This is a genomic window from Bacillus sp. NP247 (assembly GCF_018966865.1).
GTDB lineage: Bacteria > Bacillota > Bacilli > Bacillales > Bacillaceae_G > Bacillus_A.
In genome coordinates this window covers 1,220,434-1,242,525 of sequence record NZ_CP076653.1, presented here as the reverse complement: position 1 = coordinate 1,242,525, position 22,092 = coordinate 1,220,434, and the positions used below count along the sequence as shown (strand labels likewise).

Annotated in this window: 22 protein-coding genes; 16 read left to right on the top strand and 6 right to left on the bottom strand. The window is 36.1% G+C overall.

Annotated elements, in window-relative coordinates; genetic code table 11:
- Positions 1-4: 4 nt before the first annotated feature.
- Positions 5-1,477 (bottom strand): arginine decarboxylase, encoded by a 1,473-nt coding sequence (speA, locus tag KPL75_RS06380; protein WP_219919822.1) that lies wholly within the window; start codon positions 1,475-1,477, stop codon positions 5-7.
- A gap of 383 nt (positions 1,478-1,860) precedes the next feature.
- Here speA and KPL75_RS06375 point away from each other — a divergent pair, with 383 nt between their 5' ends.
- Complete coding sequence (locus KPL75_RS06375) at positions 1,861-2,130, top strand: UPF0223 family protein (protein WP_219919820.1); 270 nt, start codon at positions 1,861-1,863, stop codon at positions 2,128-2,130.
- Between the two features lie 80 nt (positions 2,131-2,210).
- Here the strand turns inward: KPL75_RS06375 and KPL75_RS06370 are convergent, their stop codons facing one another.
- Complete coding sequence (locus KPL75_RS06370) at positions 2,211-2,837, bottom strand: YktB family protein (protein ID WP_219919818.1); 627 nt, start codon at positions 2,835-2,837, stop codon at positions 2,211-2,213.
- 205 nt (positions 2,838-3,042) lie between these two features.
- On the opposite strand from KPL75_RS06370, the gene KPL75_RS06365 reads away from it, so the two are divergent.
- Both KPL75_RS06365 and KPL75_RS06360 read left to right on the top strand, forming a co-directional pair.
- Positions 3,043-3,231 (top strand): hypothetical protein, encoded by a 189-nt coding sequence (locus tag KPL75_RS06365; protein ID WP_002121995.1) that lies wholly within the window; start codon positions 3,043-3,045, stop codon positions 3,229-3,231.
- Positions 3,232-3,319: 88 nt separating this feature from the next.
- A complete protein-coding gene (locus tag KPL75_RS06360; RefSeq protein WP_219919816.1) occupies positions 3,320-4,111 on the top strand; it encodes an inositol monophosphatase family protein in 792 nt (263 codons plus the stop codon).
- 44 nt (positions 4,112-4,155) lie between these two features.
- Here the strand turns inward: KPL75_RS06360 and KPL75_RS06355 are convergent, their stop codons facing one another.
- Positions 4,156-4,335 (bottom strand): DUF5325 family protein, encoded by a 180-nt coding sequence (locus tag KPL75_RS06355; protein WP_000400127.1) that lies wholly within the window; start codon positions 4,333-4,335, stop codon positions 4,156-4,158.
- Between the two features lie 140 nt (positions 4,336-4,475).
- Between KPL75_RS06355 and typA the strand changes: the two genes are divergently transcribed.
- The 3 genes from typA to KPL75_RS06340 all read left to right on the top strand — a co-directional run bounded on the left by typA (position 4,476) and on the right by KPL75_RS06340 (position 7,094).
- On the top strand, positions 4,476-6,320 hold the full coding sequence (gene typA, locus KPL75_RS06350; protein WP_002111487.1) for a translational GTPase TypA: 1,845 nt from the start codon (positions 4,476-4,478) through the stop codon (positions 6,318-6,320).
- A gap of 178 nt (positions 6,321-6,498) precedes the next feature.
- On the top strand, positions 6,499-6,801 hold the full coding sequence (locus tag KPL75_RS06345; protein WP_002066917.1) for a YlaH-like family protein: 303 nt from the start codon (positions 6,499-6,501) through the stop codon (positions 6,799-6,801).
- Positions 6,802-6,818: 17 nt separating this feature from the next.
- On the top strand, positions 6,819-7,094 hold the full coding sequence (locus KPL75_RS06340; RefSeq protein WP_219919814.1) for a hypothetical protein: 276 nt from the start codon (positions 6,819-6,821) through the stop codon (positions 7,092-7,094).
- A 35-nt stretch (positions 7,095-7,129) separates the two neighbouring features.
- Here KPL75_RS06340 and KPL75_RS06335 read toward each other — a convergent pair whose 3' ends face one another.
- The gene (locus KPL75_RS06335) at positions 7,130-7,330 is read right to left on the bottom strand and encodes a YlaI family protein (protein ID WP_002111485.1); all 201 of its coding nucleotides are present in this window, start codon (positions 7,328-7,330) and stop codon (positions 7,130-7,132) included.
- Between the two features lie 145 nt (positions 7,331-7,475).
- On the opposite strand from KPL75_RS06335, the gene KPL75_RS06330 reads away from it, so the two are divergent.
- On the top strand, positions 7,476-7,940 hold the full coding sequence (locus KPL75_RS06330) for a PNPOx family protein (protein WP_219919811.1): 465 nt from the start codon (positions 7,476-7,478) through the stop codon (positions 7,938-7,940).
- Positions 7,941-8,177: 237 nt separating this feature from the next.
- The gene (locus KPL75_RS06325; protein ID WP_219919809.1) at positions 8,178-9,506 is read left to right on the top strand and encodes a PhoH family protein; all 1,329 of its coding nucleotides are present in this window, start codon (positions 8,178-8,180) and stop codon (positions 9,504-9,506) included.
- 48 nt (positions 9,507-9,554) lie between these two features.
- On the opposite strand, the gene KPL75_RS06320 is transcribed toward KPL75_RS06325, so the two are convergent.
- A complete protein-coding gene (locus KPL75_RS06320) occupies positions 9,555-10,052 on the bottom strand; it encodes a hypothetical protein (protein WP_078172903.1) in 498 nt (165 codons plus the stop codon).
- Positions 10,053-10,202: 150 nt separating this feature from the next.
- Between KPL75_RS06320 and KPL75_RS06315 the strand changes: the two genes are divergently transcribed.
- From KPL75_RS06315 to pyc, 3 genes are all read left to right on the top strand, one after another.
- Positions 10,203-10,490 (top strand): Fpa/YlaN family protein, encoded by a 288-nt coding sequence (locus tag KPL75_RS06315; RefSeq protein WP_000135698.1) that lies wholly within the window; start codon positions 10,203-10,205, stop codon positions 10,488-10,490.
- 125 nt (positions 10,491-10,615) lie between these two features.
- Positions 10,616-11,794: an FtsW/RodA/SpoVE family cell cycle protein gene (locus tag KPL75_RS06310; RefSeq protein WP_219919806.1), complete on the top strand. Its 1,179-nt coding sequence runs from the start codon at positions 10,616-10,618 to the stop codon at positions 11,792-11,794.
- Positions 11,795-12,127: 333 nt separating this feature from the next.
- Positions 12,128-15,574 carry a pyruvate carboxylase gene (gene pyc / locus KPL75_RS06305; protein ID WP_219919804.1) on the top strand — a complete coding sequence of 1,149 codons (3,447 nt, stop codon included), beginning with the start codon at positions 12,128-12,130 and terminating at the stop codon, positions 15,572-15,574.
- An 86-nt stretch (positions 15,575-15,660) separates the two neighbouring features.
- Here the strand turns inward: pyc and ctaA are convergent, their stop codons facing one another.
- Positions 15,661-16,596, bottom strand: a complete 936-nt coding sequence (gene ctaA, locus KPL75_RS06300) for a heme A synthase (protein WP_219919802.1) — start codon at positions 16,594-16,596, stop codon at positions 15,661-15,663.
- A 497-nt stretch (positions 16,597-17,093) separates the two neighbouring features.
- Between ctaA and ctaB the strand changes: the two genes are divergently transcribed.
- The 5 genes from ctaB (at position 17,094) to ctaF (ending at position 22,015) form a co-directional block, all read left to right on the top strand.
- Entirely contained in the window at positions 17,094-18,017 is a 924-nt protein-coding gene (gene ctaB / locus KPL75_RS06295; RefSeq protein WP_002111479.1) for a protoheme IX farnesyltransferase, read from the top strand.
- Positions 18,018-18,110: 93 nt separating this feature from the next.
- Positions 18,111-19,160 (top strand): cytochrome c oxidase subunit II, encoded by a 1,050-nt coding sequence (coxB, locus tag KPL75_RS06290; protein WP_002088304.1) that lies wholly within the window; start codon positions 18,111-18,113, stop codon positions 19,158-19,160.
- Positions 19,161-19,220: 60 nt separating this feature from the next.
- On the top strand, positions 19,221-21,056 hold the full coding sequence (ctaD, locus tag KPL75_RS06285; RefSeq protein WP_219921074.1) for a cytochrome c oxidase subunit I: 1,836 nt from the start codon (positions 19,221-19,223) through the stop codon (positions 21,054-21,056).
- Positions 21,056-21,679, top strand: coding sequence for a cytochrome c oxidase subunit III (gene ctaE / locus KPL75_RS06280; protein WP_000557861.1), 624 nt, complete (start codon positions 21,056-21,058; stop codon positions 21,677-21,679). The genes ctaD and ctaE overlap by 1 nt, the downstream gene beginning before the upstream one ends.
- A gap of 3 nt (positions 21,680-21,682) precedes the next feature.
- Positions 21,683-22,015, top strand: a complete 333-nt coding sequence (gene ctaF / locus KPL75_RS06275) for a cytochrome c oxidase subunit IVB (protein WP_219919800.1) — start codon at positions 21,683-21,685, stop codon at positions 22,013-22,015.
- Positions 22,016-22,092 lie beyond the last annotated feature (77 nt).

Below are 22,092 nucleotides of genomic sequence, written 5' to 3'. Positions count from 1 at the left end.
CCTATCAACTGATAGGCTTGTACTCTTTAATAACACGCAATGTTTGTAATGTCATATCTTCGGGACCTTGTACCGGTAACCCAGCTTCTAAATTTTTACGAATATACTCTAAGTTATCTTGTGTAATAATTTCTCCCGGAGTAAAGATTGGAATCCCTGGCGGATAAACCATAACAAAATCAGCTATAATACGACCTGCTGCGTTTTCAAATGGAATGACTTCTGTTTCTGAATAAAAAGCATCTCTAGGAGAGAGTGCTAGCACAGGTATTTCTGGTATTTCTACTTGTACTTGGACACCTTTATCTGCTCTATTTCTATATGTTGCTGCTAAATCTTGTAATGCTGTAATAAGTGTATCTGTTTCACTTTCTGTATCTCCAAATGTGATAAGACAAAGTATGTTATATAAATCAGAGAGTTCTACTTCAATGTTGTAATGTTCTCTAAGCCATACTTCAGCCTGATGGCCTGTAATACCTAAATCTTTTACAGATACAATTATCTTTGTAGGATCATAGTTAAAAGTAGCATCTGTGCCTAGCATCTCTTTTCCAGGACAATAAAGATGCTCAATAACATTTATAGCATCACGAACATGTTCAGCTAATTGTATTGTTTGTTCTATGAGAGCTTTTCCTTCTGTAGCAAGACGTTTTCTGGCAACATCAAGAGATGCTAACAAAATGTAAGAAGTTGATGTAGTCGTAAGCATGCTAATAATGGATTGAACATGTTTTACGTTAACAAGACCCTCTTTTACATTAAGAATAGAGCTTTGGGTTAAAGACCCTCCTAATTTGTGAACACTTGTTGCTGCCATATCTGCACCCGCTTGCATAGCTGATATCGGCAGTTCATCATGAAAATGGATATGAACACCGTGAGCTTCATCAACAAGTACAGGAATATCGTAAGAATGAGCTAATTCTACAATTTGCTCTAAGTCTGCAGCAAACCCAAAATATGTTGGATTTATAACAAGTAAGCCTTTCGCATCTGAGTGCTCTTCAAGAGCCTTTTTGACAGATTGAATTGTGATCCCATGTGAAATGCCGAGCTTCGGATCAATCTCAGGATGCATGAAAATTGGTTTTGCACCTGAGAAAATAATAGCGGACATTACTGATTTATGCACATTCCGTGGCACGAGGATTTTATCCCCAGGACCGCAAACGCTCATCACCATTGTCATAATTGCACCACTTGTACCTTGAATCGAAAAGAACGTATGATCCGCACCGAAAGCAGCGGCTGCTAAATCCTGTGCTTCTTTAATCATACCCTTTGGATGATGTAAATCATCGAGCGGCGCAATATTAATTAAATCAATTGCTAATGCATTATGCCCAATAAATTCGCGAAATGTAGGATCCATGCCCTGTCCTTTTTTATGACCAGGAATATGGAATTGAACTGGATTTCGCTTACTGTGCTCAACTAAAGCGGTAAACAATGGTGTTTCGTATTGGGACAATCTATACACCCCTTCTTCTTCGTAATATTTATTAGAGTTTGTTTTATATGATTTCATCTCATTCTAAAAGCAAATTAAGATGGCAAACTTTTAGAACTTGACTTGTTTTTCTGCCATTCGCAAAAGCCTTTTTTGGGATGGTAGTCTCACTTTATTCTCTATAAAACACAAGCATTATATCACCAATAATTATAGATGTATAGAAAAATCTCATTTTCAAGGTGAGTATGTTTAATGGTTATATTTTAAATACTGCAAAGAGGAAGACAATTCCATTGAAATGGATAAATGGTGTATAATGCAGAGTGGCTATAGTGAAGAATAAAAGGTTCTCTTAAAGGTAGCATAATGGAAAAAGAAAGAATACTGAATGAGGTGCAAAAATGGAATATCAATATCCACTTGATTACGATTGGTCAAATGAAGAAATGGTAGCAGTTGTAAAGTTTTATGAAGCGATTGAAAAGGTATACGAAAAAGGAGTTTTGAGAGAAGATTTGATGGAATTATATCGTCGTTTTAAAGAGATTGTGCCATCGAAGGCAGCGGAGAAAAAAATTGATAAAGAATTTCAAGAAGTAAGTGGATATTCTATATATCGTACGATTCAAAAAGCAAAGGAAGTAGCAGAAAAAAAGATTGTAAAATTGTAAAAATATTTTGAAAAATAAAATACGAAGTGCTATAATGTGATAACAACTAAAAACGGACAATATAAATTGTCCGTTTTCTACTATCGATTACAAAGTGCATATAAAGGAAGGAGTGGTTGCATCGTAGATTCAATCTTAGCAAGGAATTGTTCGTTGGTCATTGCTGAAAACTCCTCTGGTGATATATGAATACCGACTAATAACTCTGCTTTTTTCACAGTAGCTAAACGTTCAATAATCTTTTGTAAGTCTTCCGTTTCAAGCGTCTCATGTAATTTTACACCTGGTTTAGTATGGTCAATGGACCAAACGAAGTTATTTGGAATATTTGTTTTTAAATCATTTAAATGTTCTAAGAAGGCGTGAGCCGTCTCCACTTTTTGTGGACACTCATAGATTAAACCAAAGTATATGAAGGCATGAGTACCCCATAAACCAATTTGAAAGTGTGGTAACATTTTATATCCACGTTTATTTGTTGAAAAAGCAACCCAAGTATCGTTTGGTGGATTGACTTTGCGGCGTGCATGTTTTGCTACATGGTAGAAAAAGTTTTCATCAGTTTGTTGTGATAAATATTCTGCAAACTGTTCCCCTAAAGCGTCTAGCTTAGGATGAATATTCGTTTTAATTGCGCTCATTCGTTCTTCAAGACCATCAACAGTAAAGACTTCAAAATCAGTTGATGTGAATGTTTGTAGTGTCATGATTGTTCCTCCAACTCCTATTTTGTTTTAATTTTAGCATAGCTTGTACTATTCATAAAAAAAACAGCACAAAAAAATTTAAATAAAAAAATATAATTTTGTTGCATAGATGATTTATCCAACATAGTATAGTATAAAACAAAAAATCAGAAAATTGAATCAATTCTAGTCCGAGGGCAAACGAATATTGGGAGGAGGCAAAAAAATGAGACAGGTGATTAATGCGTTAAAGAGAACAGATGCTGAAAAGAGAATTCCGGTGCTACGTTTGGAGCTAGATTATGAATTAGCAACTTTATATGATGCGATGATGGATAACGACAAACAGAAAAAAGAAGAGTGCGTACAAAAATTAGAAGTGTTAAGACTTGAAATGATCCGTTTAGAAGCGTAATAATAGTATATGTATAAATAATTAGTTGGTGCGAACCTTATAAAGGGTTCGTTTTTTCTGTGAACAGTATAGATCGGAGTGTTTAAACATGCAAGAAGTATGGAAAGACATCGATACACACGCGAAACAGTGGATTCGAGAAGCCGGAGAACATTTAATGGCGTCACTGAAAAAAACACTTATTATAGAAACAAAGTCAAATGCAGCTGATCTAGTAACAAACATGGATCGAGAAACGGAGCAGTTTTTAATTGGGAAAATTAAAGAAACATTCCCGGCTCATAATATTTTAGGAGAAGAAGGCTACGGAGATGAGATTACCTCTTCTAATGGGGTTGTTTGGTTAATTGATCCAATTGACGGCACGATGAACTTTGTTCATCAAAAAAGAAATTTCGCAATCTCAATCGGAATTTATGAGAACGGTATCGGAAAGATTGGTCTTATTTATGATCCAGTTCATGACGAACTATATCATGCGGTAAAGGGAGAAGGGGCTTTTTGCAATGATCTAGCTATTCCGATGTTGGAAAAAGGAACGGTAGAGCATGGAGTTATAGCTTTGAATGCGATATGGCTTACCGATAATCCATTGCTTAATATGGAAAAAATGATAATGCTCGTTAAGAAGGCGAGAGGTACGAGGTCATATGGTTGTGCAGCGTTAGAAATGGTATATGTTGCAACGGGCAGATTGGATGCATATGTAACACCGCGCTTATCGCCATGGGACTTTGGCGGGGGACAGATTATTGTAGAAGAAGTTGGCGGTAAAGTGACAACGTTCTTGGGAACGCCTCTTTCTATTGTAGAGAAAAGCAGTGTGTTAGTTGCAAAACCGGGAGTATACGAAGAAGTATTACCATTTGTATCGCAATAATGAAAAAAAGTAAGAGGCATAAAGAAGCTTCTTACTTTTTAATGTTATTGCGATTTACGCATTTTTCTTTTTGTTACAAAACCGTATCCAACTGTAACAAATGTGCCGATAATGCAAATAATAATGCCGATGGGACTATTTTCAGCAATCATAATTCCGATACCAATTAAGAAGATAACACCGATAATTGCTGTTAATAAAAAGCGATATTGAATGTGTTCCATTTCTTCACCCTCCAATCTCATTTTACTTTCACAAAAGTAAGAATACAACTATATTTTCATTCTTAGTTTTATTTTGATTGCCATTGTATCCCCTTCGCTCTTATAATAGAGAAGGATTAAAAAGACATTAGGAGTTGGACATGTTGAAAAAACGACAAGATTTACGAAATATAGCAATTATTGCCCACGTTGACCATGGTAAAACAACACTTGTTGACCAGTTATTACGTCAAGCGGGGACGTTCCGTGCGAATGAACATATTGAAGAACGCGCAATGGACTCAAATGATCTAGAAAGAGAACGTGGTATTACAATTTTAGCGAAGAATACTGCGATTCACTATGAAGATAAAAGAATTAACATTTTAGATACACCTGGTCACGCTGACTTCGGTGGAGAAGTAGAACGTATCATGAAAATGGTTGATGGTGTTCTACTTGTTGTTGATGCATATGAAGGTTGTATGCCACAAACACGATTTGTTTTAAAGAAAGCTCTTGAGCAAAACTTAACTCCAATCGTTGTTGTAAACAAAATTGACCGTGACTTCGCTCGCCCTGATGAAGTAGTTGATGAAGTAGTTGACTTATTCATCGAACTTGGTGCAAACGAAGATCAATTAGAGTTCCCAGTTGTATTTGCATCAGCAATGAACGGAACAGCAAGCTTAGATTCAAATCCAGCAAATCAAGAAGAGAATATGAAATCATTATTTGACACAATTATTGAACATATTCCAGCACCAGTTGATAACAGCGAAGAGCCACTTCAATTCCAAGTAGCACTTCTTGATTACAATGACTATGTTGGTCGTATTGGGGTTGGACGCGTATTCCGCGGTACAATGAAAGTAGGACAACAAGTTGCATTAATGAAAGTTGACGGAAGTGTAAAACAATTCCGTGTAACTAAATTATTTGGTTACATTGGATTAAAACGTCAAGAAATTGAAGAAGCAAAAGCTGGAGATTTAGTAGCTGTTTCAGGTATGGAAGACATTAACGTAGGTGAAACGGTATGTCCGGTCGAGCATGAAGAGGCTTTACCATTATTACGTATTGATGAGCCAACACTACAAATGACATTCCTTGTAAATAACAGCCCATTTGCAGGTCGTGAAGGTAAATTCATTACATCTCGTAAAATTGAAGAGCGTCTTCGTTCACAATTAGAAACAGATGTAAGTTTACGTGTAGATAATACAGATTCTCCTGATGCATGGATCGTATCTGGACGCGGGGAATTACATTTATCTATCTTAATTGAAAACATGCGTCGTGAAGGTTATGAACTACAAGTATCTAAGCCTGAAGTAATTATTAAAGATGTTGATGGCGTAAGAAGTGAGCCTGTAGAGCGCGTACAAATCGATGTGCCTGAAGAATACACTGGTTCTATTATGGAATCAATGGGTGCACGTAAAGGTGAAATGTTAGATATGGTGAATAACGGAAACGGTCAAGTTCGCCTTACTTTCATGGTTCCAGCACGTGGTTTAATTGGTTACACAACAGAATTCCTAACATTAACTCGTGGTTACGGTATTTTAAACCACACATTTGATTGCTACCAACCAGTACATGCTGGACAAGTGGGTGGACGTCGCCAAGGTGTTCTAGTTTCACTTGAAGCAGGAAAAGCATCACAATACGGTATTATGCAAGTTGAAGATCGCGGTGTAATCTTCGTTGAACCAGGTACAGAAGTATATGCTGGTATGATCGTTGGAGAACATACACGTGAGAATGATTTAACAGTTAACGTTGTAAAAATGAAACAACAAACTAACATTCGTTCTGCGACGAAAGATCAAACTTCAACAATGAAAAAACCACGCTTAATGACTTTAGAAGAGTCATTAGAGTACTTAAACGATGACGAGTTCTGTGAAGTAACTCCAGAATCAATTCGTCTACGTAAAAAGATTCTTGATAAGAGTGAGCGCGAAAGAGCTGCTAAGAAAAAGAAATCTGTTGAAGCATAAAATAATAGAACAGCTACCTTTTATAAAGGTAGCTGTTTTTTTTTTTTTTTTTTTTTTTTTTTTTTTTGTTGGTTTTTTTAGAATATTTACTCTTTTTTGTGGACAGTATTTTTTTCGCGAGTTACTCTTGTATTAAGTAAATAAAGAGAATTTGTTTCATGAGAAGAGGTGAAAGATAGTGTTAGAAAGAATGTCATTTTTCGCGAAACTTTGTAAAGTTGATGAAAATCCAGAGTTAGGGATGTGGTTGCTTTATGGAACAATAATTTTATTAAGTGCACTTGTATATAATTTAGGATTTGCAAGGAAGCTGTCGGTACTAAAAAATATAGTGATATATACATCTTTAGCAATTGGATGCACGGTATTAACTTTTTTTGCAGTTTTTTTACCCGTTGGAGAGGGACTCGTTGTAGCGGCAATTGTACTTGGAATTTATAGACTGCGTTTACGTCAAGCGAAACAACAAAAAACAGGGTGAAAAAAGGAGGGGCTTTCATGCGCTCAGTACAAGATGCACTATATAATTGGTTAACAATTAAAACGGTTGCGGAAGCACGTCCAGATGATAGCGCTGCACAAGAAACGTATGTATTATTTCAAAATATGATATATGAAGAGCATAAATTACGAAATGTAGAAGTTGAAAAGAACGAGGAGATGTATTTGATTACATATGAAATTGATGGAGAAATAAGGTGTGCAAGATTTCCGGTAGAAGCCATTGATTGTTTTTTGGATCAGATGAATCGTGACCCAGAAAAATACAAATAAGTCCTTATCTATATGATTAAGGACTTATTTCCGGTTTACCAATCGTCTTCTACTTTTTTATCACGATATAATCGGAAATTACCACTCGCATGGCGTTCCATAGTACGCTCTGCAATTCGTTCCGTACATTCCATGCACATATATGTATGAATAGGGCGATTACGCAGTTTTTTTGCCATAGGATTTTCGTCATCTAACATATCTTTTTTATCACAAATCATACATTTGACTCTCATTTCGTCACCTCAATACGAATTCTATCAGTATAAGTATATCATGGAAGTATAATGTTTTTGAATAATAGCGGGAAAAAATAATATTTTCGCAATTCGAAAAATAGGTTATGATAAGGATATATCAAGAATATTTGGAGGTGGAAATATGGCGAATGTAGTTGAGCCTACATTGACAGATGACTTAGTACAATCTTTGCGTAAAGAGTGTATCGTTATGATAGCAACAACAGATTTCGAAAAACAAATCCCTAACGTAAGTGCTATTTCTTGGGTATATGCAGTGAGTGAAACTAGTATTCGATTTGCGGTAGATCAACGCTCACGTATTGTGGAAAATATGCGGCATAGTGCAGGGGTAGTATTGACTATAATGGCGAATGAATCCGTATTTTCCATAAGTGGTGAAGGTAACATTTTAACAGATAGAATGGAAGGGATTCCTCTAAAATTAACGGTAGTAGAAGTGACTGTGCAAGAAGTTCGTGATGTTATGTTTTATGGTGCGAAACTTGCTACTGAACCAACATATGAAAAAACATACGATCTTCGAGCTGCTAAAAAGCTTGATAATCAAGTATTAGTAGGAATGAAAGAATTAAAAAGAAGATGAATAGGAACATCGTTCATAAACTTTTACAAGTGAGTATTGTGATTTAATGTGAAAAATTATAATTAAAAGTAATATATTGAATAGAAATGAATAAAAAATAAAGAAAAGGTTTAATTTCTATGAATTTCGATTCTACCTCGTTTTTACGGTACATATAATTATAACAATGGTTCGTCCATATTTTATGGATGAAACCCTTGTTCTACAAATTTAAAAGTGGAGTCAGGGGGTAACAGGTTGGATAAAATTTATGTGTTAGATACGAATGTACTTTTGCAGGATCCTTTATCTATTTTTTCATTTGCAACAAATGAAGTAGTGATTCCAGCAGTTGTATTAGAAGAGGTTGATTCGAAAAAACGTTATATGGATGAAGTAGGACGAAATGCTCGCTATGTATCTAAGTTAATCGACAAATTTCGTGAAATAGGAAAGCTGCATGAAAGTATTCCGTTAGAAAACGGCGGTACATTTCGTATTGAATTAAATCATCGCTCATTTGTTCAACTACAAGATATTTTTGTGGAAAAAACAAATGATAATCGAATTTTAGCGGTAGCCAAAAACCTAGCTTTAGAAGAACAAGAAAAAGAGGACGGGAAATCAGTTATTTTAGTAAGTAAAGATGTACTCGTAAGGGTAAAAGCTGATGCAATCGGATTGCAGGCCGAAGATTATTTAAGTGACCGTGTAATTGAAGTGGAAAATATATATTCAGGATTTTTAGAAGGGTATATATCAAAAGAACAGTTAGATTATTTTTATGAAAAAGGTGAACTGCCTTTATCTGAAATCGCAAATCATCCTTTTTATCCAAATCAGTTTGTTGTAATGAAAGATGCACTAGGGGGTTCTAGTTCTGCACTTGGGATTGTGGATCATTTAGGTAAGAAGGTAAAGAAACTTATTTTTCACAATGAGCAAGTGTGGGGGATACGTCCGCGAAACGTGCAGCAAATTATGGGATTAGAATTGCTACTTCGGGAAGATATTCCACTTGTAACGTTAACAGGGAAAGCTGGTACAGGAAAAACGTTACTTGCATTAGCTTCGGGACTAATGCAAACCGAAGATTTAGGGTTATATAAAAAACTACTTGTCGCGAGACCAATTGTACCGGTAGGAAAAGATATAGGTTATTTACCAGGAGAGAAAGAGGAAAAATTAAGACCGTGGATGCAGCCGATTTTTGATAATCTAGAGTATTTATTCAATACGAAAAAGCCTGGGGAGCTAGATGCTATTTTAGCTGGGATGGGTTCGATTGAAGTAGAAGCGCTTACCTATATACGCGGGAGAAGTATTCCAGACCAGTTCATTATAATTGACGAGGCACAAAATTTAACGAAGCATGAAGTAAAGACGATATTAACAAGGGTAGGCGAAAAAAGTAAGATTGTATTAATGGGAGATCCTCAGCAAATTGATCACCCGTATTTAGATGAATATAATAACGGTTTAACATATGTTGTGGAGAAGTTTAAAGAACAACGTATTAGTGGACATGTAAAGTTTGTTAAAGGAGAGCGTTCTAATTTAGCGCAACTAGCAGCGGATTTATTATAAAAAGGAGTGAGCCTAAGCTCACTCTTTTTTGCTTTTTAATTATACAATTTAAATGATTGTAAATTTACGGATGTTACGAATCGGATTTTGTCTATTAGATCCATCATGGAAATATAGATGAACAGGCCCGTCTTCTCGTAATGGTTTACCTTCTTTTGAAAAACCGAGAATAGCTTTATGGGCTGTTTCTAACGGAAGTGTAATTGTATTGTCTGTGGTTTCAATTTCGACTTGAGTAGCATCTTCTAAAATTTCAGCATTTTTAAGAAATGGATGAAGTGGTATGCCAAATGTCCCGTTAATAAGCTGTTCTTTTTTATATTTCTTTACACTTTGTTGTATTGGCGGGAAGGCAGCACCATCACGGATTTCGCGATCCCAATGCTCTGAAGTATGTTTTAAGTATGTTTCTAATTCGGATGATTCTTCTCTAGTTTCATCAAAGTAGGTTGTCAAATCTATTTTTCGGTCATCGAAAATCCATACAGTTGGATCGATAGTGATTGGAAAACGAACTTTTCCATTAATAAATAAAATTTCGCTCATTGTTGTTCCCCCATTTGTGTTATACTCCCACTTTTCAGTATAATAGTATTAGGCACTGTTGTCACAAAAAATGTTTCTATTGCAATTTATTAAAACTATCGCTAATATTAATAGATATGAGAGAGTAGGACGGAAACGGAGGGAATCAATTTGGCGTCTGAGACAGTATCAAATCATCAGGAAAAGGCACTAGCCCTTCTACAAGCGGATGCAGAGAAGATTTTAAGACTTATTAAGGTACAAATGGACAATCTTACAATGCCGCAATGTCCATTATATGAAGAAGTTTTAGACACACAAATGTTTGGACTATCCCGCGAGGTCGATTTTGCGGTTCGCCTTGGTCTTATTGCAGAAGAACAAGGGAAAGCAATGTTAGGAGAGCTCGAACGTGAGTTGTCTGCACTTCATGAAGCATTTACAAACAAACAACAATAACGGGTTCAAATAAGGGGGCTCAAACTGAAATAGTTTGGGCTTTTTATTTGTATAATAAAGCAGGAAGAATCAATGTACATATGGAATACAACAATAATTAAATTGAAACAGAGAGAGGAAATGAAATGAAAAAAGTATGGAAATCAATGGATTATTCATTGTTACTTCCTCTTGTTATCTTATGTGTGCTGGGAGTTATAATGGTATATAGTTCGAGTTCCATTGTTGCGATTTCGAGGTTTGATAAACCAGCAAATTTCTTTTTTAAAAGACAATTAATTACTTTAGCTGCTGGAACAGTGTTATTAATAATTCTTGCTATTATCCCATATAAAGTGTGGAGAAAACGAATCTTTTTATTGGGGAGTTATGGAATTAGTGTTGCATTATTAGCAGCAGCTGCATTTTTTGCTAAGACAGTAAATGGTGCAAGTGGATGGATATTTGGAATACAGCCTGCGGAATTTGTTAAGATAACAGTTATTCTTGTGTTGGCCAATTTCTTTGCGAAGAGGCAGGAAACGAATACGCCTGTTTTTAAAGGGTCAGGGCCAGTACTTTTGGGTGTTGGTTTAATTATGTTCTTAATTTTAAAACAAAATGACTTAGGTACCGATTTGTTAATTGCGGGAACGGTAGGAATTATGTTTCTTTGTTCGGGAGTCCGGATTAACTTATGGATTAAACGAATTGTTTTAACTTCTATAGTGTGGATTCCGGCACTATATTTTCTCGGAAATTATGCATTAAGCCCATATCAAAAGGCACGTTTTTCAGTTTTTCTTGATCCATTTAGCGATCCGCAAAAGGATGGATTCCAATTAATAAATTCATTTATTGGAATTGCTTCAGGTGGGTTAAATGGTCGAGGATTAGGAAATAGTGTACAAAAGTATGGTTATTTACCAGAGCCACAAACAGATTTTATAATGACGATTATATCTGAAGAGCTTGGGTTTATAGGTGTAGCTATCATTTTAATCTGTCTATTGCTTATTATTATTCGATCATTTAGAGTTGCACAAAAGTGTACAGATCCATTTGGAAGTTTAATAGTTATTGGAATTGCAAGTTTGTTTGGAGTTCAAACTTTTGTTAATGTCGGTGGTATGTCCGGATTAATACCGCTTACAGGAGTACCTTTACCATTTGTAAGTTATGGTGGTAGTTCTTTATTGGCTAATTTACTTGCAATGGGTATACTATTAAATGTTGCAAGTTATGTAAAACGACAAGAGAAACAACAAAACGAATTGACTAACGAAATAGAACAAGGTGGACCGCATCTTGTTGTTGTAAAATAAAAAACACATTGAGCTCTAGAGTTCAATGTGTTTTTTGTTTTGTTAGGTTTTAAATGTGATACAATATTGATTCTTTTGAAATGAAAAGTATATTACATTTAAGTAAATGTGATATACAATAGTATTGTTAGAAAAGGAAGAGATATGCTATACTATTTTTGTGAAACAAATTGATCAGAAAACTTATCATTTGTTGAAAAATAAGGTATGATGGATAAAAATAAAGTGAAGCTTTCTAAGTATAATATAATGTAGAAAGTGAAGAACTTCACGCTCTTTAGAGTGTGTATGTATTTTATCTCTAGAGTGGTAGGAAAATAGAGGGGGAAAATCATGACAAAGCTGCAACGTATTCAAAAAGTATTGGTAGCTAACCGTGGAGAGATAGCAATTCGTGTGTTCCGAGCATGTTCAGAACTTGGACTAAACACAGTTGCGATCTATTCTAAAGAGGATAGCGGTTCTTATCATCGCTATAAAGCCGATGAGTCCTATTTAGTTGGGGAAGGGAAAAAGCCAATTGATGCTTATCTAGATATTGAAGGCATTATTGAGATTGCGAAAAGTAATCATGTAGATGCAATCCACCCTGGATATGGTTTCTTGTCAGAAAATATTCAATTTGCAAAACGTTGTGAAGAAGAAGAGATTATCTTTATCGGTCCAAAAAGTAAGCATTTAGACATGTTTGGAGATAAAGTTAAAGCAAGAACACAAGCGCAGCTAGCACAAATTCCAGTTATTCCTGGTAGTGATGGTCCAGTAAATTCACTAGAAGAAGTCGCGGAGTTTGCTGAAAAGTATGATTACCCGATTATTATTAAAGCGTCTCTTGGCGGTGGCGGTCGCGGTATGCGTATTGTACGTGCTAGTGAAGAATTAAGAGAATCGTATAATCGCGCGAAATCAGAAGCAAAAGCAGCCTTTGGTAATGATGAAGTGTATGTTGAAAAATTCGTTGAAAAACCTAAACATATAGAAGTACAAATTTTAGCAGATGAAGAAGGTAATGTTGTTCATTTGTATGAGCGTGATTGCTCTGTACAACGACGCCATCAAAAAGTAGTCGAAATCGCACCAAGCGTGTCGCTTTCAGACGATTTGCGTCAACGTATTTGTGATGCTGCTGTTAAGTTAACGAAAAATGTAAACTATTTAAATGCAGGAACGGTAGAATTCCTTGTAAAAGGTGATGAGTTTTACTTCATTGAAGTAAACCCACGTGTTCAAGTTGAACATACGATTACAGAGATGATTACAGGAGTCGATATCGTTCAATCGCAAATTTTAATAGCTGATGGACATGCATTACATAGTAAAATGGTAGGTGTTCCTAAGCAAGAGGAAGTGGTTGTGCATGGATTTGCAATACAATCGCGTGTAACGACGGAGGATCCACTAAATAATTTCATGCCGGATACAGGGAAAATAATGGCGTACCGATCAGGTGGTGGTTTTGGTGTGCGTCTTGATACAGGTAATAGCTTCCAAGGTGCAGTTATTACACCTTACTATGATTCTTTACTTGTAAAAGTTACAACATGGGCGCTTACTTTTGAACAAGCTGCTGCAAAAATGGAACGTAACTTAAAAGAATTCCGTATTCGTGGTATTAAAACAAATATTCCATTCCTAGAGAATGTAGTAAAACATAAAAACTTTTTATCAGGAGAATATGATACTTCGTTTATTGATGTGTCACCTGAACTATTCTTGTTCCCGAAACGTAAAGACCGCGGAACAAAGATGTTAAATTATATTGGTTCAGTAACAGTAAATGGCTTCCCAGGAGTAGGGAAAAAAGAGAAACCAATTTTCCCAGATGCTCGTATACCGGATGTGAAGCATTCAGAACCAATCCAAAATGGCACGAAGCAAATTTTGGATGAGCGTGGAGCGGACGGGTTAGTAAAGTGGGTACAAGATCAAAAACGTGTACTTTTAACGGATACAACATTCCGTGATGCACATCAGTCCTTACTTGCAACTCGTATTCGTACAAAAGATTTACATCATATTGCAGAGCCAACAGCGAGAATGTTACCAAACCTATTCTCAGCGGAAATGTGGGGCGGTGCAACGTTTGATGTCGCGTATCGTTTCTTAAAGGAAGATCCATGGGAACGATTACTAGATCTTCGTGAAAAAATGCCGAACGTTTTATTCCAAATGTTACTTCGTTCTTCAAACGCAGTAGGTTACAAAAACTATCCAGATAATTTAATTCAAAAATTTGTGGAGTGTTCTGCTCAAGCAGGAATTGATGTGTTCCGTATTTTTGATAGCTTAAACTGGGTAGAAGGCATGAGAGTTGCAATTGATGCTGTGCGAGATACTGGTAAAATTGCAGAAGCAACAATGTGCTACACAGGAGATATTCATGATCCATTACGTAGTAAATATGATTTGAATTATTATAAAAACTTAGCAAAAGAGTTGGAAGCATCAGGAGCTCACATTTTAGGTATTAAAGATATGGCTGGCTTACTAAAACCAAACGCAGCATATGATTTAGTTTCAGCATTAAAAGAGACGGTATCGATTCCGATTCACCTGCACACACACGATACGAGTGGAAATGGTATTTTAACGTATACGAAGGCGATTGAAGCCGGTGTTGATATTGTCGATGTAGCGGTGAGTTCTATGGCTGGTCAAACGTCACAACCGAGTGCGAACACACTATTCTATGCACTAGGTGGAAACGAAAGACAACCAGATGTTAATATTGATTCTTTAGAAAAGCTATCTCATTATTGGGAAGATGTACGCAAATACTATGCACCGTTTGAAAGTGGTATGAATGCACCTCACACAGAGGTATATATGCACGAAATGCCGGGCGGACAGTATAGTAATCTTCAGCAACAAGCGAAGGCGGTTGGTTTAGGAGATCGCTTTGATGAAGTTAAAGTGATGTACCGTCGTGTGAATGACATGTTTGGAGATATTGTAAAAGTAACACCATCATCTAAAGTTGTGGGTGATATGGCATTATTTATGGTTCAAAATCACCTGACAGAGCAAGATATTTTAGAACGTGGACATGCTATGGACTTCCCAGGATCCGTTGTTGAAATGTTCTCTGGAGATTTAGGACAACCATATGGTGGTTTCCCGAAAGAATTACAAAAAATTATTTTAAAAGGGAAAGAGCCATTAACAGTAAGACCGGGTGAATTATTAGAGCCAGTAGATTTTGACGCTTTAAAAGAAGAGTTATTCCACAAACTTGGACGCGAAGTAACAATTTTTGATGTGGTCGCATATGCATTGTATCCAAAAGTATTTATGGACTACGAAAAAGTTGCTGGGCTTTATGGAAATGTATCTGTACTTGATACACCGACATTCTTCTACGGTATGAGACTTGGTGAAGAAATTGATGTGGAAATCGAGCAAGGTAAAACATTGATGGTTAAGCTAGTATCAATTGGAGAGCCTCAGCCAGATGGGAATCGTATTCTTTACTTGGAATTTAACGGTCAACCACGTGAAATCGTAGTAAAAGATGAAAGTGTGAAAGCAACAGTTGCACAACGTGTGAAAGGGAACCGTGAAAATCCAAATCATATTAGCGCAACGATGCCAGGAACAGTTATTAAAGTAGTTGTAAAAGAAGGCGATGAAGTGAAAAAAGGTGATTCCATGGCGATTACAGAAGCGATGAAAATGGAAACGACGGTTCAAGCGCCATTTAGTGGTAAAGTGAAAAAAGTATATGTAAATGATGGGGATGCAATTCAAACGGGAGATTTACTCATTGAATTAGATCATTAAAATAAAGAAAAAGAGCTGTGCGAAAGCAGCTCTTTTTTGTGTGTAAATAATACCTTGCCGAATTGGCAAGGTATTAAAATTTTACTTTATTTTGTTTGTTTAGAAGTTGATTCAGTTTCTTTTGCATTGACGGTACTTCTTGTACCTATCATAACTAAATAGCATAGTACAGCAAACAGGCAAGAAATGAAGAGTGAATGTAATAATGCCATTGCTAAACTAGCATTTGTCAATACGACTAAAATTCCTACTATAGCTTGAAGTGTAACAAGGATAAAGGAAATAATCCATCCCCAGTATACTACACGCTGCTGTTTGTAATGACGAATAGCTATAAACATTGCGTATAGTATCCAAACGAATATTAACATAGCTGCAACTCTATGCCCCATTTGGACCCACTCATGTAGTTGAGTTGGCATAGGTCTATTTTTACTGCATAAAGGGAAGTCTGGACAGGCTAAGGTAGCTCGTTCGTGACGTACTAAAGCTCCTGTGTAGACAACGATATAACTGTAAATTGTTACACCATAAATATGAAATTTCATTTTTTTGTCCATAATAAGTGAACGTGCATCAAATTTCTGATCAATTTCAAAAATAAGACACGTTAACAAGATGACAGAAGCAAATGAAATTAAGGAAATACCGAAATGAATAGCTAATACAGCAGGCATTTGACCCCAAACAACCGCCGCCGCCCCCATTAATGCTTGTGCAACTAAAAATACGAAGGATAAAATTGCTAACGTCTTTGTTTCGCGCACATGTTTATAATATTTCCAGGACAAGATACAAAGAAGAGTAACAAGGATTCCTGCTGATCCAGATGTTAAGCGGTGACTTAGCTCAATAATAGTTTCCATTGATAAATTAGATGGAACAAATTCACCGTTACAAAGAGGCCATGATTTGCCGCATCCTTGGCCTGAACCCGTTTTTGTAACTAAAGCGCCTCCTAGTAAAACTAATAATAAATCGAGACTTGTAATGACTGCTAACCATTTAATAAAGCGTTGCAATCTCTTTCACCATCTTTCTGCTATGAAGTTATTGAGAGATATTTTCATTCCATTATGTATAGAATAAAACGTGCTACAGTCCTATGATATATAAAAAATAATAAAATAGCAAAGAAATGGAGGGCGAGGACAACGCACGTAGTATAAAGAAAAAAATGGGATTTTAAATACATATTTTAGGAGTAATTTAGGCTATTTTGAAAAGAAATGGGGAGAATACATGCTAAATATGACAAAATAGTTTATTATAGAAGATAACATCATGTTATGATAAGGATAAATTAGAATAAAGTTTTTTAATGTTCGACACAAAAAGTTCATGTTTTCTTCACAAAATGTTCGGGAAATGTGATTTAATATATTGGAGTATGGGCGTAGATTAGTAGTAGAATGGGTTAACAATATTTCTACTGTAATAATATTGCTATATAGAAGCGAAATATTTCACATGAAATATGTGCTTAGAAAGATGATAGGTTTAAGAGGGGGTTAAAGTGATGAACCATGCAACAAGTGAGCTGCATGATGAGTCAGCTGTTTCAAGTGTACCGGAAACAACTCGGTTACAAGATTTATCAGCGCTCGTTAAAATGGGGATTGTAAACTCAAATACACTTACTGTATTTACAGGATTTTGGTTGGCTTTACATTTTAATGGATTGAGTGTTATGGACAATCTAGATAAGCTATTTTTCACAATCGTTGGTTCTGCATTAATTATGGCTGGGGTATGTTGTTTAAATAACTACATTGACCGAGATATTGATCCATTAATGGAAAGAACAAAAAACCGTCCAACGGTAACAGGTAAATATAAACCTGGCTTTGCACTTGCATTTGGACTTGTAATTTTACTACTTGGCTTTGCATTTTTATTACTTACTACACCGATGGCAGTGTTAATCTCATTTATTGGTGCCTTCACATATGTTGTTTTATATACGTTATGGACGAAGAGAAAATATACGTTGAATACTGTTGTAGGTAGTATATCAGGAGCAGTTCCACCTTTAATTGGATGGGCGGCAATTGATCCGTCTTTAAATCATCCAATTGCTTGGATGTTATTTTTAATTATGTTTATTTGGCAAATCCCACATTTCCTCGCATTAGCGATGAAGCGTGTTGATGAATATCGAAATGCAGGAATCCCAATGCTTCCTGTTGTACAGGGATTTGATATTACGAAACGTCAGATTATGATTTGGACAGTATGTTTATTACCACTACCATTTTATATGAGTGGGCTTGGAATAACATTCATGGTAATTGCAACATTGCTTAACATCGGATGGATCGCATTAGGGTTTTATGGCTTCCGTAAGCAAGATGACATCAAATGGTCCGTAAAAATGTTTGTTTATTCCCTGAATTACTTAACAATCTTATTTGTGTCAATGATTGTAGTTACATTCTTCTAAGACAACGACATGATTGGATTTCTTTACGTTGAGATTTACTTTACTTAACTATAAAGTACAATCTAATTCACAAAGAAAGTGGGGGTTGTTTGTATGAAGAAACAGTGGCGACTGCTTTCGTTCGTTTCACTGCTGGCTTTACTGTTAGGGGGATGCGGTAAAGCTTTTCAGTCTACTTTAATTCCGCAAGGGGAAGTAGCAAAAATGCAATATGATTTGCTCTTACTAGCGAGTGCAATCATGGTAGGAGTAGTACTTGTAGTTACTATTATTTTCTTATATGTAATTGTGCGTTTCCGACAAAAAAAGGGTGAGGAAGATTATATTCCAGAGCAAGTTGAAGGAAATCACAAACTAGAAATTATATGGACAGTTATTCCGATTATTCTTTTGTTAATCTTGGCTGTTCCGACTGTTACATATACATTCAAGCTTGCTGATGTAAGTGCGATGGAGAAAAAGAATATTGATAAAGATACTATCGTTGTTGATGTAACAGCGAATCTTTATTGGTGGGAATTTTCTTATAAATCAGAAAAAATAGTAACTTCTCAAGATTTAGTTATCCCCACAGGTAAGAAAGTGTATTTGAATTTAAAGGGTGCCGATATTAAACACTCGTTTTGGGTTCCATCTTTAGCTGGGAAAATGGATACAAATACAGATAATGTAAACAAAATGTGGTTAAAGGCAGATAAATCGGGCACTTATAATGGTTTTTGTACAGAATTTTGTGGCCCATCACATTCTTTAATGCAGTTCAAAGTGAAAGCTCTGGATGAAAGCGAGTACAAAAAGTGGCTTGCTGACATGAAGAAAATTGATGGGAAAAAAGAAGTAGCTTCTACAAAGGCGCAAGAGGGTCAAGAAATATTTAATAAAAGCTGTATTGGTTGTCATGCAGTTGGATCAAATGATAGTAGACCACCTTCTGCTCGTATCGCACCGAACTTAGCAAACTTTGCAGATCGCGATATGGTTGCTGGTATTGCCGAAAATAATGAAGAAAACTTAAAAAAATGGCTCAAAGATCCTGAAAATATGAAACCAGGTAATAAAATGACTGGTAAATATGGCAACTTAACGGATGATCAAATTAATGCATTAAATGCATATTTACAAACGTTAAAGATTGAAAAGTAAAGAGGGATCATTTGCGAAGGGGAGGTTGAAAACGTGAGTTCTGTAGCAAAAAAACAGGGGATGGGTGCTGTCATATGGGATTATTTAACGACAGTAGACCATAAAAAGATTGCCATTCTCTATTTAATTGCAGGTGGATTGTTTTTTGTAATAGGTGGAATAGAAGCACTATTTATTCGCCTGCAGTTAGCGATTCCTAACAATGCTTTTCTTGTTGGGGATGCTTATAATCAAGTATTAACGATGCACGGTACAACAATGATTTTCCTCGCAGCTATGCCACTCGTGTTTGCATTTATGAACGCCGCTGTGCCACTTCAAATTGGAGCACGTGATGTGGCGTTCCCGTTTTTGAATTCGCTCGGATTTTGGTTATTCTTCTTTGGTGGATTATTTTTAAATTTAAGTTGGTTTTTAGGAGGCGCGCCTGATGCAGGGTGGACATCGTATGCATCTTTAGCTTTAGCCTCTAAAGGACATGGTGTTGATTTTTATGTACTCGGCTTGCAAATATCAGGTATTGGTACATTAATTGGAGGTATTAACTTCCTTGTTACAATTATTAATATGCGCGCGCCAGGGATGACGTACATGCGCATGCCGATGTTTACATGGACAACATTTGTAACATCTTCACTTATTTTATTTGCATTTCCACCATTAACTGTAGGGTTAGGACTTTTAATGTTAGATCGTTTATTTGGCACAAGTTTCTTTAATCCGGCACTAGGTGGGAACACGATTATATGGGAGCATTTATTCTGGATCTTCGGTCATCCGGAAGTATACATTCTTATACTTCCAGCTTTCGGAATATTCTCAGAAATCTTCGCCACATTTTCGAAAAAACGATTATTCGGTTATTCCTCGATGGTGTTCGCGACAGTATTAATAGGGTTTTTAGGATTTATGGTATGGGCGCATCATATGTTTACTGTTGGTCTTGGCCCTGTTGCAAATGCTATCTTCTCGGTTGCAACAATGGCGATTGCAGTCCCGACGGGTATTAAAATATTTAACTGGCTCTTTACAATGTGGGGGGGCAGTATTCGCTTTACAACACCAATGATGTGGGCAGTAGCTTTTATTCCATCATTCGTTATGGGTGGAGTTACTGGAGTTATGCTTGCGTCTGCACCAGCTGATTATCAGTTCCATGATAATTATTTCGTAGTAGCACACTTCCATTACGTAATTGTCGGTGGTGTTGTATTTGGTTTACTTGCAGGTGCACACTATTATTGGCCGCTTATGTTTAATAAAGTATTAAATGAGACGTTAGGAAAGATAACATTTTGGTTATTCTTTATAGGTTTCCATTTAACATTCTTTATCCAACATTTCCTTGGTTTAATCGGTATGCCTCGTCGTTACTACACATATTTAGAGGGGCAAGGATTAGAGGTTGGAAATATGGTTAGTTCAATTGGAGCAGTTTTCATGGCTCTTGGAACGATTGTTCTTTTGTTCAATGTTATAAAAACAACAGTATCAAAAGAAAAAGCTGGTCGTGATCCATGGGATGCACGTACATTAGAGTGGACAATGCCCGCACCTACACCGGAATACAATTTCAAACAGTTACCATTTGTTCGTGGACTAGATCCGTTTTGGATTGAAAAGCGCGAGGGTAATAAAGAGATGACAGCGGCGGAACCAGTCGGTGATATTCATATGCCGAATGCTTCATTTTCACCATTTATCATTTCTCTAGGTCTATTTATAGCCGCTTTCGGTGCGATGTATATGCAAGGCGGCAAAGATAAGTTTTGGTTATTAGTAGCAATTATAGGTTTGATCATTACATTCGGTACAATGTTCCGTCGCTCAGTAATCGATGATCATGGATATCATATTCATAAGGAAGATTTAGAAGATAAGGGGGGCAAGGCATAATGCATGTAGATGAAAAATTAACGAATGAAACATTTCCAGCAGAGCCTGAAAAAGCAACCCTTGAGGGAAAAAATAAGTTTGTCGGTTTTTGGTTATTTCTTGGAGGCGAAACAGTGTTGTTCGCTTCCTTGTTTGGCACATATTTAGCGTTAAAGAATTCTACAAATGGTGGGCCAACATCTCAAGAGATGTTTCAAATGCCGCTCGTTTTCATTATGACGATGCTTTTGTTAACAAGTAGTTTAACGAGTGTATACGCAATGTATCATATGAAAAATTTCAACTTTAAGAAAATGCAACTTTGGTTACTTGTAACAGTGTTGCTTGGCTTAGGATTTTTGGGGTTTGAAATATATGAGTTTTATCATTATACGCATGAATTTAAGCATACTATGAGAAGTAGTGCATTTGGTTCTGCATTTTATGCTCTTGTTGGTACACACGGGCTCCACGTGTTGTTTGGATTATGTTGGATTTTAACATTAATCTTTAGAAACGCGAAGAGAGGTTTAAATTTATATAACGCACCAAAGTTTTATGTTGCATCAATTTATTGGCACTTTATTGACGTAGTTTGGGTGTTTATTTTCACTGTAGTATATTTGATGGGAATGGTGGGATAAACAATGGCTTTTAAGCAAACGAATAATCCTAAGGTGGATCTTGTTTATCGGAAGAGAAAAAGTGCAGAGGAAATGAAGCACCAAGTTATTACATTTTCACTAATGATTTTTTTAACATTAGTTGCATTTGCAGCGGTGGCATATCCGAAAACATTTAGCCCGATTTTTTCGGTTCCATTTATATTATTGTTAGCAGTCGTTCAAGTTATATTTCAGTTATATTATTTCATGCATATGAGTCATAAAGGGCATGAAGCGGCGAGTTTCTTCTTATACTCTGGATTGTTAATTGGTTTATTAACAATATTAGCCTTTATGACAATTGTGTGGATTTAAACAGTGATAGTAGGGGGCTCTGATTTATCATAGCCCTCTTTGTATATGAAATATTAGGATTTTGAAAAGGTAGGTGT

Coding starts and splice junctions, on each gene's coding strand:
- KPL75_RS06375 (WP_219919820.1), top strand. CDS start 1,861: ATGGAATATCAATATCCACTTGATTACGATTGGTCAAATGAAGAAATG.
- KPL75_RS06370 (WP_219919818.1), bottom strand. CDS start 2,837: ATGACACTACAAACATTCACATCAACTGATTTTGAAGTCTTTACTGTT.
- KPL75_RS06365 (WP_002121995.1), top strand. CDS start 3,043: ATGAGACAGGTGATTAATGCGTTAAAGAGAACAGATGCTGAAAAGAGA.
- KPL75_RS06360 (WP_219919816.1), top strand. CDS start 3,320: ATGCAAGAAGTATGGAAAGACATCGATACACACGCGAAACAGTGGATT.
- KPL75_RS06355 (WP_000400127.1), bottom strand. CDS start 4,335: ATGGAACACATTCAATATCGCTTTTTATTAACAGCAATTATCGGTGTT.
- typA (WP_002111487.1), top strand. CDS start 4,476: ATGTTGAAAAAACGACAAGATTTACGAAATATAGCAATTATTGCCCAC.
- KPL75_RS06340 (WP_219919814.1), top strand. CDS start 6,819: ATGCGCTCAGTACAAGATGCACTATATAATTGGTTAACAATTAAAACG.
- KPL75_RS06335 (WP_002111485.1), bottom strand. CDS start 7,330: ATGAGAGTCAAATGTATGATTTGTGATAAAAAAGATATGTTAGATGAC.
- KPL75_RS06330 (WP_219919811.1), top strand. CDS start 7,476: ATGGCGAATGTAGTTGAGCCTACATTGACAGATGACTTAGTACAATCT.
- KPL75_RS06320 (WP_078172903.1), bottom strand. CDS start 10,052: ATGAGCGAAATTTTATTTATTAATGGAAAAGTTCGTTTTCCAATCACT.
- KPL75_RS06310 (WP_219919806.1), top strand. CDS start 10,616: ATGAAAAAAGTATGGAAATCAATGGATTATTCATTGTTACTTCCTCTT.
- pyc (WP_219919804.1), top strand. CDS start 12,128: ATGACAAAGCTGCAACGTATTCAAAAAGTATTGGTAGCTAACCGTGGA.
- ctaB (WP_002111479.1), top strand. CDS start 17,094: ATGAACCATGCAACAAGTGAGCTGCATGATGAGTCAGCTGTTTCAAGT.
- coxB (WP_002088304.1), top strand. CDS start 18,111: ATGAAGAAACAGTGGCGACTGCTTTCGTTCGTTTCACTGCTGGCTTTA.
- ctaD (WP_219921074.1), top strand. CDS start 19,221: ATGGGTGCTGTCATATGGGATTATTTAACGACAGTAGACCATAAAAAG.
- ctaE (WP_000557861.1), top strand. CDS start 21,056: ATGCATGTAGATGAAAAATTAACGAATGAAACATTTCCAGCAGAGCCT.
- ctaF (WP_219919800.1), top strand. CDS start 21,683: ATGGCTTTTAAGCAAACGAATAATCCTAAGGTGGATCTTGTTTATCGG.